Source organism: Rhizobium sp. RCC_161_2, from assembly GCF_041355235.1.
Taxonomy (GTDB): Bacteria; Pseudomonadota; Alphaproteobacteria; order Rhizobiales; family Rhizobiaceae; genus Rhizobium.
Genome location: NZ_JBFUPL010000018.1, coordinates 38,409 through 50,574 on the forward strand (window position 1 = coordinate 38,409; position 12,166 = coordinate 50,574).

Sequence of the window (12,166 nt, forward strand, 5' to 3'; positions counted from 1 at the left end):
ACGGCCTCTTGGCTGGTTCGGTCTGGGAGGTGCATCAAACAGGAGTTTTTGCGATGACCGTTATCAAGTTTTCGAAAGCCTGGCGGGAAGAGAGCAAGCCAGAGATCAAATTTCGCACCATCGATGATTCCGGACGATACATGTATCGCTTTCTCGCAGAGTATGAGTTTGACCGCCGGACCTTCAGCATCAGCTTTTGGGCATATGATATGGAGGACGCAGCGCGTCGCATCTCGCACATGCGAGGCAGCCTCAATCTTCAGGGGCAGATTTTTTGTGAGGTGTGACGCGATTGCGACCGAAGCGCCGCTCTGACCGGCGTTTATCGCATACTGCCGCACAATACTTTGCATAAGGAGAATTCTCGATGCTCAGGTCCCTTTTCAGAGAACTCGCTGGAACAGGCGATAAAGTGACCGATCCTTGTCCGAGCCTTGCCTCGTTCCGTGACAGGTGCAACGTCCTCGTGATCTTCGAAGGCTCCAACGATGACCGGCCGGCCAGACAGGAGGAGGAGCTTTTACACCACGAAAAGAGTATGACCGAGCGCGACATTGTCGTGCTGAGGATTGCCGGCGGCGGAGTATTCCAGCTATTCGAGGAGCCTCACGAGCTCAATGCAGACGACATTCGCAGCGACCTCGAAGGCCCATCCGATGACGATTTCGAAATAGTATTGGTGGGGCGTGATGGCACGACCAAGTTGAGATCCTATGCCCCGCTACCGGCAACCGTCATCATCGATGTCGTCAATAAGTTGCTGTCATCGACGCCCTAGCTCGAATGGCTGGGACCTCGCTCTGTCTTCGCCGCAACATCCAACGTCGGAACATACGACCTATCATAAGGTTAGGCATCCTGCAATCAACAAGACGCGCTGTTGCCCTCCCGACGGCAATGCAAGACAGGAGAAACACATCTTGCAGGAAATTCCTCGCGACGGATCTTTCGATTCCACATTTTCGCTACTTCGTGACGGGTATGGTTTCATCGGTCGACGATGTCAGCGATTGCGGTCCGATGTCTTCAGGAGCCGGTTGATGCTGCGAGACGTCGTCTGCATGAGAGGACCCCACGCCGCCATGCTGTTTTATGGCGATACCCGACTGACGAGAGTCGGCGGCATGCCGACCACGGTCCTGCGCCTTCTACAGAATAAGGGTAGTGTCCAACAATTGGATGGGCCAGCACATCGGCATCGCAAAGCACTGTTCCTACGACTATTGATGGAGGACGAGGAGAGCCTTGCGCGACTGATGGACATATTCAGAGAACGCTCGCTTCGCCGCCTCACGGAATGGCAGAAGCGCGAGCAGATCGAGGCCGCGCCGGATATTGCTCAACTGCTGGCCGAGACCGCTTTTCAGTGGACATCGACACCGATGGCGGTGCTCGAAAAAGACCCTACGGTTCTGTCGGACATGGTCCAAAATGCCGGGCACTTCGGCCCTCGAACCTGGTGGACATTGCGGCGCCGGACACGCCTCGAGGCGGAACTCGAAAGAACGTTTGACGGCATTCGTAACGGCTCAGTTCAAGTCGCCGAAGGTTCGCCGATTGCGGCGATCGCCTGGCATCGGGACGAAGACAGCGGTTTGCTGCCTGCGTCAGTTGCGGCGGTCGAGCTCCTCAATATTGTTCGCCCAATCGTCGCGATCGCCCGATATATCGTGTTCGTCGCATTGGCGCTCCACAACAATCCTGCCTGGTGCGATCTGTTTGAGACAGGAAACGATGAATTCCTCGACGATTTCGCCGAAGAGGTCCGTCGTTGCTTTCCATTTTTCCCTTTCGTCGGCGCGGTCGCGAAACAGGAGCTGGACTGGCAAGGCTATGGCATTCAGGCGGGTCAATGGCTGCTCTGCGATCTCTATGGCACCATACATGATCCAAGATTCTTTCCCGAACCGCATCGGCTCAAACCGCAGCGTCAGCTCTCATGGAAGGATCAGAATTATAGCTTCATTCCTCAAGGCGCGGGAAGAACCGAGGCGACGCACCGCTGTCCCGGCGAGCGAATTACCATCGATATCATGAAAGAAGCCGTGAAGCTTTTCTGCAGACATATGACCTATGAGATCGCTCCTCAGGATCTTTCCATCCCTTGAATGAAATTCCGACAGGTCCGCAAAGCGGATTGATCATCGTCAATATTCGCAAGGCGGTATCCCGTCGCGCTGAAAGTGCATCTTGATGCAGCTCGATGACCATTGGCACCTGGTTCAGCACTTCTTATCCTACACGACCAATTGGCACTCGCAAGCGAAGAACTTGAGTTTCGATAAAGCGCGCTATGTACTTATTTGATGATCCGGAGGTCTCGTAACGATGAATTTGCTGCCATGGCAGGTCCAGTCTTCGAAAGTAGTTCTGAAGGACCGATGGATCGACGTTCGCGCGGATGATTGTTTGACAGCCGAGGGAGCAGTCATAGCGCCCTATTATGTTTTGTCCTATCCGGATTGGGTGCACGTCGTTGCCATCGATCGGACCGGAAACGTGATATTGATCGAACAATATCGCCACGGCATCGCTGCAAACTCCTTGGAGGTGCCGGGCGGCGGCATCGATGCCGGGGAAGCACCGCTGGAAGCAGCCAAACGCGAGCTTCTGGAGGAAACAGGCTACACGAGCGATGACTGGCTGTATTGCGGTCGGCTTTGCCCGAATCCAGCCAACCAGAACAACTTCAGCCATATAGTTCTTGCCAGGAACGTCGTGCAGACGATGCAGCCGGCCGACGATCCTACGGAAAAAGTTAACATCCATCTCACGCCGGTGCCGATAGTCATCAAGCAGGCTCTCGCCGGAGCTATTTGCCAGGCGCTGCATGTGTCAGCACTGTTCATGGCGCTGGAGACGGGTCGATACTGCACAATTTCTCCGCTTGAGAACATCGATTGACACACGCGGGCAGGCCGATCATGCGGGCGCGTCCTTCCAAAGCACCTTGTGCTGGCGTCCACTCACTTTTCGCCCGGATATTGGTTCTGGCCAAGCAGCTTTGCTAAATGCACCGTGTTTCGCGCGAGCATATCGGTTGTCTCGGTAACGACATCCGGAACCTTCTCGAGGTCGACGAAATTAGTGCTACCCAAGGCCTGCCGCCCCAATACGCAACGGCATTCGCGAAAGCCAACGTCGTTCAAAGCCTGATAGATTTCCGCTGAAACGTGGTGCGCACCATCCTCGTTGCCCACCACCGCGACAGCGGCGACACGGCCATAAGACACCATTCGGTCATGCTCGTCCGGCTCCGACAAGAACGCATCCAGGCGTTCCAACGCACGTTTTGCGACGCTTGATGCCAGTCCCGTCCAGATGGGTGTTCCAAAAAATGAGAATGTCTGCGTCAAGGATCATCTTACGGATATCAGGCCAGGCATCGCCAGCCCCTTCGTCGGATTTAACACCGGGAAGAATGTTGTGATCGACAAGGCGAATCGTTCTTGTCTGCACATTTTGCAGCCTCATGGCGTCCGCAACGAGCGAGAGCATTCGATCGGTGGAGGACGGCTTTCCGTTGCTTGATTTAGTGTCGCATTCAGGGCTTTAGCGCTGATGACCATGGTGTGCTCCTCGGTCAGGTTCAGCCCTAATTTTCAGCAACGCTCATCGTTCCCCTGAGCATCCCATTCTGCGTCGATCGTCAGTAGGGGATAATGAACCCAGTTTCCGACACCTGTGCTCGGAATACTTTCAGCCGAAGGAACGGGAATGCCAACAAGAAGTTCGATGCGGAAAGCGGTATTCCCTGGAGCAAACATTCAGTTTCGCTACGCTTGTATTTGGCCGACGTCTCGCCAATCGCGAACATAAAGACAAGAAGATCGGCTGGATAGAAGCCGTGCCGGCAATGGGACTGGATAGTCTCGGCTCGTCATCTTACGGTCCCGAAGCCGAACTCACTATTCTCCTGCCCTTGGGCGCCTGGGGCATGGGGTACCTTGGCCCGGTCATGGCTTTCGTCATAGCGCTGTTGGCGGTCCTCTATGTCTCCTACCGACAGACGCTGGCGGCCTATCCAACGAGCGGAGGAGCCTATGCCGTAGCCAGGGAGAATCTCGGGGAATATCCAAGTTTGCTCGCCGCCGCTGCCCTGATGATTGATTACGTTCTCAACGTCGCTGTGGGCATCTCCTCAGGCGTGGGGGTCCTTGTCTCCGCGATGCCAAGTCTTCATCCGTATATACAGCCGCTTTGCTTTGGCATCGTTGCCATCATCACGATCGCAAATTTGAGAGGAACGGGCGAAGCTGGCTGGCTATTTGCCTTGCCTATCTATCTTTTCATCGTCTGCTTCCTGGGATCGGTCGGCTACGGCCTGATCAGGATAGTCGCGGAAGGCAATCCTCGGCCGATCGTTGCGCCTCCTCCGCTTGGACCGCCTGAAACCGCCGCCGCCGGCTGGCTTCTCATGCATGCCTTTGCCAGCGGCTGTACGGCGGTGACGGGGGTGGAGGCTGTTTCCAATGTGATCGGTTCGTTCAAGGAGCCAATCATAAGGAACGCCTACATCACCCTGACCATTATTGTTGTCGTTCTCGGCCTGCTGCGCGGAGGGATTGCGACGATCGTAACCTGGTTCGAGATTGGCGCAATGGATCAGACGAGGGACGGCTATAAGAGCGTTTTATCGCAACTGCTTGGCGCCGTCGTCGGCCATGGCGTCTTTTACTATATAGCCATGTCGAGCTTGCTTTGCATTCTTTCCCTATCCGCCAATACGAGTTTTGTGGGCTTTCCACGAATTTGCCGCGTCGTCGCGGCCGACGGTTATCTTCCCAAAGCCTTTGCACAGCCCGGCCGCCGGCTCGTATTCACAGCCGGGATACTTTTCCTTTCTGGGATCGCTGCTTTGCTGTCGATCTCATTCGGTGGAATCACCGAAAGACTTATTCCGTTATTCGCAATTAGAGCGTTCTTTACGTTCAGGGTATTGCAGGTGGGAATGGTGGCGCACTGGCGACGCCAACCTCAAAAACACCCGGCGAAGCTGCTGACAAACGCCGTCGGCGCTGCGTCGACAGGAGTGGCGCTGATCGTCATCCTGACGGCAAAATTTACCGAGGGAGCATTGATAACCCTGATTGCCATCCCGGTAACAATCATCCTACTGAAGGCGATCAAGGGCTACTATACCTCGCTCGAACATGAGCTGCCCACGCCGGTCCGATGACCATCGAAGATGTTGAATCTCCAACGGTACTGGTCATTGCCGAACGGTGGGACAGGCTGAGCGAGCGGGCAATCAAGTTCGCCCTGACGCTCTCGCCCGACGTGGTGGCTATGCACCTCGTCCGCCTGGCCGGCACGGATGAACGCGAAGATGCTCTGCGCGACACGTGGCGTGTCGAGGTCGAGGAGCCCGTTGCGGCTCGAGGATTGAGACCGCCGAGGTTGATGTTGATCCCGGCTCCCTATCGTGAACTGCACGAGCCGCTCCTGCGCCTCATCGAAAAGCTCGATGCGGACGCTCCAAAGCGCAAGGTGACCGCTCTTATCCCTGAAACGGTGAAAAATAGATGGTGGGAGCGTTTGCTTCACATGAACAGAGCGAAAAAGCTGAGAACCCAGCTCCTGAAATTTGGCGGCCCTCGTTTAACCGTCGCGACGGTACCATGGCGTCTGTCGCGGGAAGGGGAGGCAGGAGAATGAGCAAAAGAAGCGCACGGTTGTATGTGCCGCCGTCTTCGGTTTCCCTGATCAATCGGCCGGCATCGATTACCGCGCTGTTACGGTCAGGGCGCCGGCTGCGCGGAAGGTTTTTGTGGCATTTACGATTTCGTCGCGCTTCAGGTCCGCTGAAACTTCAATCGCCTCTCAATACGGCATCATCTCTCGGACCATTCGAATGCGAGACATCGCCGCCCGACAGCGCAATGCCGGAGGTGTTGCGCTCCCCTTTCGATTGTACGAAAAGATCGGCGCGTTCGACGCCATGCTGCTGCACCAGATGCTCTATGGCAAGATCCGCCGGCTCGCATGTCTCGAACGTAGCAAAAATTGTCTGGACGCCGTCGTCTGCCATTACCGGTCTCCTGGTCTTCGCGGCTTTCCTGCGAATTCCAAACAGCGTTCATGCTCTTGAGTGAGCGCTCTACACAATGGTCAATCCGACTCCAGTCGCACTGTCTCTTCCTGCTGTTCCAATTCCTTCAGACGTTCTTGCGAAGGCTTGCCGGAAAGTCTCCGCTTGGCGGCCACGATCGTTTTGTCATTGACGCCAACGGGCCGGCTGCTGTCGTCGGGAAAGCCGTCGGCGCTGTGGCCGATGGATGCGTTTTTGGGTCGGTCGTTCAGACCAGCGGTAAGCTTCTCGTCCGTCATGTTGGTCTCCTGCCATAGGAGGGTAGCGTTCGTGCGAAGCTGAACTGCTCGGCTTCCATCATTGCTGGCCAAGGCTCCGGCTTTATGGCCAGTTTCAAGCCAAACTGGCAAGGCAGGTATTGGTTTCAGAGAATTGCAATATTTTCTTACTTCTGATCGACCCTGGGTGAGATCCGCTCTTCCACGAATATTCCCCAGGCAGCAATGAAAAGGGCCGCAATCAACGGCCCGATCACGAACCCATTGATACCCAGCAGCGACATGCCGCCGATGGTAGATACGAGCACGACATAGTCGGGAAGCCTGGTTTCCTTGCCCACCAGGATCGGCCTCAGGAGGTTGTCGACCAGGCCGATGACGAGGACGCCGACGACCACCAGGACAATCGCCTTTGTCCAGAGGCCGGCGAGTGTCAGGTAAGCCGCAGTGGGCACCCAGACTAAGGCGGCCCCGACCGCCGGCAAGAGCGACAGGAAACTCATCAGCACGCCCCATAGCAGCGCGGGTTCGACGCCGAGCGCCGAGAACGCGATGCCGCCGATCGAACCTTGAACAATGGCGATGATGATATTGCCTCTGACGGTCGCTCGCACCACGGACGTGAATTTCGAGGTGAAGCGACGCGTATGGGCATCGCTGAGCGGAAGCGCTCTTCTGATCGCGGCGGCAAGAAAGCGCCCATCCCGAAACATGAAGAACAATAGATAAAGCGTTACGCCGAAGGTGATGAAGAACTGCAGCGTGTTCTGGCCCAGGTTCCATGCGCGTCCGGCAAAGAACCCACCGCCCTGCGTCAGGGCGGACGAGATGCGGCCCTGGAACTCGTCGAAGCCATTTATCTCCAGCACCTGAAGCCCGTTCCGAATAAAAGAAGGTAAAATTTCCTGCCCCTGCTGGATAACCCGCCGCACATCGATTTCACCACTCTCGATGCGATCATAGAGCAGGTTACCCTGCTGTATAAGCGAGCTTAGGGTGACCAACCCTGGGACGATGACAAGACAGAGGCAAATCAAGACGGAAAGCGCAGCGGCCGTGTTTTTCCGCTTTCCGCATCTTGCTTCAATGTGCGCATGAAGGGGAAAGAAGATGATCGCGAACACCATGGCCCAGAATATCGCCGAATAGAATGGCAGGACCACGGCTATGAAAGCAGCGGTCACCATGACTAGAACCACATAGAAACTAAATCGCTGAAGGGGCATCCGATCGTCCGCTTCGTCCTTCTGGTTGAGCTTTAATACAGATGCGGACGAAACGGGCGCTCAGAGTTCCGCACCGCTATCCCTGGCCGGGTTCCATGGCGCGGGTGATCATAGGGAAGAAATTAGCCTTCAGGCAGGTACGCGGAACGGCGGCTATTTGTTCAAATCTTCGGCCATCTGGAGATGATGCTCCAGGGCTGGGGCCGTCTTTGCCGCCCAAGCCTTGAGATCGGCATTTTCGCCCTCTGCTCCGTACCGCTTGAACAGATCGACGGCATCCTCATGTGCGTTTTCCTGATCCGAATGATATTGCTGGGTGAATTCGTTACCCTGCAAACCTTTCAGCTTGTCGAGCATCCGCTGTTGAGCAGCCGCCATCGCGGTCGGCAGGGTTGCCTTTACCTTACCGTTGTCGATGAGCTGTTTCATTTCCGTCGTGGTCTTCTGATGGTCCGCAATCATCTGCTGCGCGAAGGTCTTCGTCGCTGCATCGGCGCGCTCAAGAGCAAGCTTGCTGGATTCGATTTCGAAAGTGTCGCTCGATGCGGCCTCCTTCACAAAATCCTCGGTTTTTGGAGGAGTGCCAGCAAGTGAATTGACCCCAGGACTGGCCGAATGCCGATGTCGCCGCCATGACGATGGAGGCAGCCAAAATGATCTTTCTCATGAGGTTCTCCTTTCGTACGATTCGAACAAGGCATTCCTCACATTGTTCCGGAAACCTGAGCGAAAAGTCCGCTATCATCAACGGTCCGCCAGTTCTGCCGTCAACCAACCGACTGATGTGGATGGCTAGCAGCAGACAGAAAGCCGATGGCAATTAGGTGGATTCGTGCTTGTTGCTTACGCAGCGTGGCGTTATTTTTTCACGCAGCATGCCGCCAGGCTAGCCGTAATCCAGTTTTTCGAAAAGCTTGATTTTGTGCTCCGCCCCGAACCGACCGCTTTGCTTGTATCGAGCCAGGAACATTCGAAATCACCCGATGTTCGAACCTTCGAATCCTCTTGCCAGAAACGGAAGGATGAACGGCAATGCCATCTTTCGAGCCAGGGAAATACTGCGCGTTGATAATCTATATCGTGATGATTGTCGTCATCGCCTGCATCCTTGTCGCCGGTGTACTGACCTTTCGTGAGCGCGCCACCGAGCGTCCTGGGCAGCCGTCGCCGCATGCCCTCGACCAGTCACAATGAGATGTAAGCGCAGGCTCTCCGTGCCGGAATGCGCCACGGGGGGAACTTCATGGCGAGTTCACGGTTACATCATAACCTAAAGGAGGACGTCATGCAGTTGATAGAAACGCGCATCATATCCATGAGCGGCTCGGCAGTCACTGTCGAATTCATCGGCGAAGGTAATGAGATGGTATCCCTCACCATGAGCAATTCCGACGGCAACCTGAATGAAGAGAACGCAATTGCTCATGCAAAAGCCGTCATGATTCAGCTTGCGACATTTGACGCGGATATCCCAGCTCGCGGAAGCGTCAATCGCTATGATGCGTTGAGCAATGGAAATTTTGAAGCGGGCGATGGAAGCCGCACATCCGGTTCGTTGTCGGCGACAGTGACAGACCGGAGCTGACGATGGCGGAGAAAGTGGCTTTGGTAACAGGTGGTGGATCCGGGATTGGTAAAGCTGCGGCAATTCTGCTTGCGAAGCAGGGGGTTGCCGTTGGAGTGCTCGGACGCACCCAAACAAAGATAGATGCCGTCGTTTCCGAAATATCCGATGCCGGAGGTCAAGCGCTGGCGCTACAGGCCGACGTCGGGCTGGAAGATGAAATGCATGGGGCGGTCGGGCACCTTGTGAAGGCATTCGGCCGTTTGGACGTGGTCGTGGCCAACGCCGGCATTAACGGGACGTGGGCACCGATCGACGACCTAAAGCCGGAGGAATGGGATCGAACGATCGACGTTAATCTTCGCGGCACGTATCTGACACTTCATGCCGCTGTTCCACACTTAAAGCGAACCGGCGGCGGCTCCATCATTATCATTTCGTCGATCAACGGCACGCGGACGTTCACCACACCCGGCGCAACCGCCTATGTGGCCACGAAGGCCGCTCAAGTCGCGATCATGCAACAGCTGTCGCTAGAGCTTGCCCATCATCGCATACGCGTCAATGCCATCTGCCCCGGTGCGATCGATACCAACATAGATGCCAGCACCAGCATACGCCACGAAAACGAAACAGCAATTCCGGTTATATGGCCCGAGGGGCAGGTACCGATTACTGGCGGAGCGCCGGGTCGTAGCGAGGACGTGGCGAATCTCATTGCCTTTCTGGCGTCGGAGCGCTCCGGCCACATCACGGGGACGCCGATCTGGATCGATGGGGCACAGGGTCTCCTACGATGACGCAGCCGCAATGAGCGAAAAGAAAATTCCATTTCCGGAAGGTATCTCCGACCATGGGCCATTCCAGCGGACGGTCTGGATCGTTCAAAGAGCGGCATGGATCGTATTCGCACTCATCCTTGTCGGATGTCTACTTGGCCTCTTCGGTAGAAGCGGGCCTTTGGCACGCGCGAACCTTGACCAGGAGGGCGGCTCCATCGAATATCCCGCCATATCAAGATGGGATGCGCCAGACGAACTAAAGGTCGGATTTTCCCCGTCAACGTCGGACAAGACTCTGATCCTGGATTCGCGCTTTCTTGAGATTTTTTCGATCGAGAATGTCGATCCGCCGCAGAAGGCGATCTCGGCCAAGGGTGGGCGCATCGGCTACGTTTTTGCGAGCGATCCTTCCCGTCCCACGCAGGTGATTCTGCGCCTGCAGGGTCAATCGCCCGGCTTCCACAAATTCTTGCTCGGCATCGATGGCGACGTTGCCGAATATTCGAACTTTATCTTTCCCTGAGGCGCAACCATGGATGCTGTTATCAGAGGACTTGCGATCTATTTGACGCTGCTGATCATCATTCGGCTATCCGGCCGCCGTACGCTGGCGCAGATGACGCCTTTCGATCTGGTGATCGTCCTGGTAATCTCAGAAACCACCCAACAGGCGATGCTGGGCGACGACTTTTCGATTACCAACGCCGTGTTGTTGATTTTGACGCTGTTTACCACGGATATTGTCTTATCCTACATCAAGCGTTGGTCTCCCCGCACAGCCCGGGTGGTGGATGGTACTCCGACAATCCTTGTCATCGATGGCGTATACGACGAGAAGGCACTCCGTGGATGTCGGTTGCAAAAGGATGATGTCATGGAAGCAGCTCGCGCCAAGGACGGTATCGAAACGGTCAAGGATATCAAATTCGCGATCCTCGAGACCAGCGGCAACATCAGCATCATTAAGAAGCGCTAAAGCTTCAAATCGCTGGAGAACTAACAGGTTCCACGGAGTTTCGGCTGGCTCGTCCTTAGATATCTTTGACACCCCAGGAGTGCTCCGATGGATATTTCGCCAAGAAAATCTCCCTCATGATCTTGAAGAGTTGCAGGTTCATCTCGCCGGTGTCGGATGATCGATCGAGCACTATCTTGCCTCTTGAGATCGTTTCCGCAGCCAGAGCATCAGCATCGTCTTGCGATCGGCAAAACCGCCGCGCCATTGCATGCAATTCTGAGGACAGATGCTCGATCTGACGGATGTTGTCATGTTCTGACGCGGGCGTGGCGCCGGCTCGGGTCATACTCATCGGCTTCTCCGTTCTCAACAATTTGATAATGAAAGTAGCTGCCGTCGCGTTCCGGTACGGAATCGGACAGAGATACCGCAACGCAAGCCGTGAGGATGCTCCCGACGGTTGATTTAGCCTTTTGCCTGATGGCGATAGTGTGGATCACAACCACTGAAGGCGGCCAGTCTGCCAAAGCCGGCAATTAGGGCACGCTTGCCCACACTTTCGATGAGCCCATGCCCCCGCAAGGTTTGCAGACACCTCATATGCTCCGGTGTCAACCCTATCGTGTCGGCCAATTCTTCCTGTATAAGAGGTAGATCAAACACATCGCCATCGGCCAATCCAACAGCTCTCGACCGCAAAAGCATCTCGCAGATCAGATGGCCAAGCCGAATCTCCGATGAGCGCCTGCCAATATTGACGAGCCATTCCCTCAAAATCGCCTCATCGACGAGGGTCGGCCACCAAAGAGCGCGAGCAAGACCCGGATTCTGTCGCAGCAGGCGCGACAGGCTATCGAGGGGCAGGCACAGGATCCGGCATGCCGACAGGGTGCCGATGGAATGATCCATTCGACCAAGAAGCATAACCTGCACGTCGCAAAGATCGCCCGGAATCAAGAGCGTCATGATCTGGCGCCTGGCGTGGGCAAGAATCCTATACCGACCCGCCCATCCGCTGACGAGCAAGTGCACATGGCTGAGTCTTTCACCTTTAAGACGATCGACTGCTTTGGTCGGTACTCGGCCACGTTTTCCACGGCATTCTCAAGGGCCGTTTTTCCTCTTCGACAACGTGTCGAAATGCTCAAGCTTCAATATCAATGGTCGGATCTTCATGGGAACTGCTCCATCGGCGCGAACTCGGCTGAGTTTTCCGCTGATGCAGTGTGCAGCAAGGCGCGACCTGCGTCCCACAATTTTCGTTGCTGTCGACACCCACCGAGAAATAGTTAGAGACATTTACTTGATGTACGAGCATGTGCTTCGC

General features: G+C 55.6%; 15 protein-coding genes and 4 pseudogenes. 11 read left to right on the plus strand and 8 right to left on the minus strand.

Features of this window, described 5'->3' with window-relative positions; translation table 11 throughout:
* The first annotated feature begins 53 nt into the window (after positions 1-53).
* The 4 genes from AB6803_RS29730 (at position 54) to AB6803_RS29745 (ending at position 2,904) form a co-directional block, all read left to right on the plus strand.
* Positions 54-287, plus strand: a complete 234-nt coding sequence (locus tag AB6803_RS29730; protein ID WP_371112248.1) for a hypothetical protein — start codon at positions 54-56, stop codon at positions 285-287.
* A gap of 125 nt (positions 288-412) precedes the next feature.
* Complete coding sequence (locus tag AB6803_RS29735) at positions 413-778, plus strand: DUF4174 domain-containing protein (RefSeq protein WP_371112249.1); 366 nt, start codon at positions 413-415, stop codon at positions 776-778.
* Between the two features lie 262 nt (positions 779-1,040).
* Positions 1,041-2,108: a cytochrome P450 gene (locus AB6803_RS29740; RefSeq protein WP_371112250.1), complete on the plus strand. Its 1,068-nt coding sequence runs from the start codon at positions 1,041-1,043 to the stop codon at positions 2,106-2,108.
* A 220-nt stretch (positions 2,109-2,328) separates the two neighbouring features.
* On the plus strand, positions 2,329-2,904 hold the full coding sequence (locus AB6803_RS29745) for an NUDIX hydrolase (protein ID WP_371112251.1): 576 nt from the start codon (positions 2,329-2,331) through the stop codon (positions 2,902-2,904).
* A 62-nt stretch (positions 2,905-2,966) separates the two neighbouring features.
* Here the strand turns inward: AB6803_RS29745 and AB6803_RS29750 are convergent.
* Positions 2,967-3,569: pseudogene (locus AB6803_RS29750) on the minus strand (flavodoxin family protein).
* 287 nt (positions 3,570-3,856) lie between these two features.
* Between AB6803_RS29750 and AB6803_RS29755 the strand changes: the two are divergent.
* Positions 3,857-5,179 (plus strand): APC family permease, encoded by a 1,323-nt coding sequence (locus AB6803_RS29755; RefSeq protein WP_371112252.1) that lies wholly within the window; start codon positions 3,857-3,859, stop codon positions 5,177-5,179.
* The gene (locus AB6803_RS29760; RefSeq protein ID WP_371112253.1) at positions 5,176-5,658 is read left to right on the plus strand and encodes a hypothetical protein; all 483 of its coding nucleotides are present in this window, start codon (positions 5,176-5,178) and stop codon (positions 5,656-5,658) included. Before AB6803_RS29755 ends, AB6803_RS29760 begins: the two co-directional genes overlap by 4 nt.
* Positions 5,659-5,724: 66 nt before the next feature.
* On the opposite strand, the pseudogene AB6803_RS29765 reads toward AB6803_RS29760, so the two are convergent.
* From AB6803_RS29765 to AB6803_RS29780, 4 genes and pseudogenes are all read right to left on the minus strand, one after another.
* Positions 5,725-6,031 (minus strand): annotated as a pseudogene (locus AB6803_RS29765) (hypothetical protein).
* Between the two features lie 80 nt (positions 6,032-6,111).
* Entirely contained in the window at positions 6,112-6,330 is a 219-nt protein-coding gene (locus tag AB6803_RS29770; protein ID WP_371112254.1) for a hypothetical protein, read from the minus strand.
* 146 nt (positions 6,331-6,476) lie between these two features.
* A complete protein-coding gene (locus AB6803_RS29775) occupies positions 6,477-7,535 on the minus strand; it encodes an AI-2E family transporter (protein ID WP_371112255.1) in 1,059 nt (352 codons plus the stop codon).
* Positions 7,536-7,688: 153 nt separating this feature from the next.
* Positions 7,689-8,169, minus strand: a pseudogene (locus AB6803_RS29780) (DUF4142 domain-containing protein).
* A gap of 398 nt (positions 8,170-8,567) precedes the next feature.
* On the opposite strand from AB6803_RS29780, the gene AB6803_RS29785 reads away from it, so the two are divergent.
* The 5 genes from AB6803_RS29785 to AB6803_RS29805 all read left to right on the plus strand — a co-directional run bounded on the left by AB6803_RS29785 (position 8,568) and on the right by AB6803_RS29805 (position 10,857).
* Positions 8,568-8,729, plus strand: coding sequence for a hypothetical protein (locus AB6803_RS29785; protein WP_371112256.1), 162 nt, complete (start codon positions 8,568-8,570; stop codon positions 8,727-8,729).
* Between the two features lie 91 nt (positions 8,730-8,820).
* Entirely contained in the window at positions 8,821-9,120 is a 300-nt protein-coding gene (locus AB6803_RS29790; RefSeq protein WP_371112257.1) for a hypothetical protein, read from the plus strand.
* A gap of 2 nt (positions 9,121-9,122) precedes the next feature.
* On the plus strand, positions 9,123-9,899 hold the full coding sequence (locus AB6803_RS29795) for an SDR family oxidoreductase (RefSeq protein ID WP_371112258.1): 777 nt from the start codon (positions 9,123-9,125) through the stop codon (positions 9,897-9,899).
* Between the two features lie 160 nt (positions 9,900-10,059).
* On the plus strand, positions 10,060-10,404 hold the full coding sequence (locus AB6803_RS29800; RefSeq protein ID WP_371112259.1) for a hypothetical protein: 345 nt from the start codon (positions 10,060-10,062) through the stop codon (positions 10,402-10,404).
* 9 nt (positions 10,405-10,413) lie between these two features.
* Positions 10,414-10,857, plus strand: a complete 444-nt coding sequence (locus tag AB6803_RS29805; RefSeq protein ID WP_371112260.1) for a DUF421 domain-containing protein — start codon at positions 10,414-10,416, stop codon at positions 10,855-10,857.
* 55 nt (positions 10,858-10,912) lie between these two features.
* Here the strand turns inward: AB6803_RS29805 and AB6803_RS29810 are convergent, their stop codons facing one another.
* From AB6803_RS29810 to AB6803_RS29820, 3 genes and pseudogenes are all read right to left on the minus strand, one after another.
* Positions 10,913-11,191 (minus strand): hypothetical protein, encoded by a 279-nt coding sequence (locus AB6803_RS29810; protein ID WP_371112261.1) that lies wholly within the window; start codon positions 11,189-11,191, stop codon positions 10,913-10,915.
* Positions 11,192-11,304: 113 nt separating this feature from the next.
* Positions 11,305-11,613: a helix-turn-helix domain-containing protein gene (locus AB6803_RS29815; RefSeq protein ID WP_371112289.1), complete on the minus strand. Its 309-nt coding sequence runs from the start codon at positions 11,611-11,613 to the stop codon at positions 11,305-11,307.
* A gap of 63 nt (positions 11,614-11,676) precedes the next feature.
* A pseudogene (locus tag AB6803_RS29820) lies at positions 11,677-11,880 on the minus strand (cyclic nucleotide-binding domain-containing protein); the annotation flags it as partial.
* Positions 11,881-12,166: the final 286 nt, after the last annotated feature.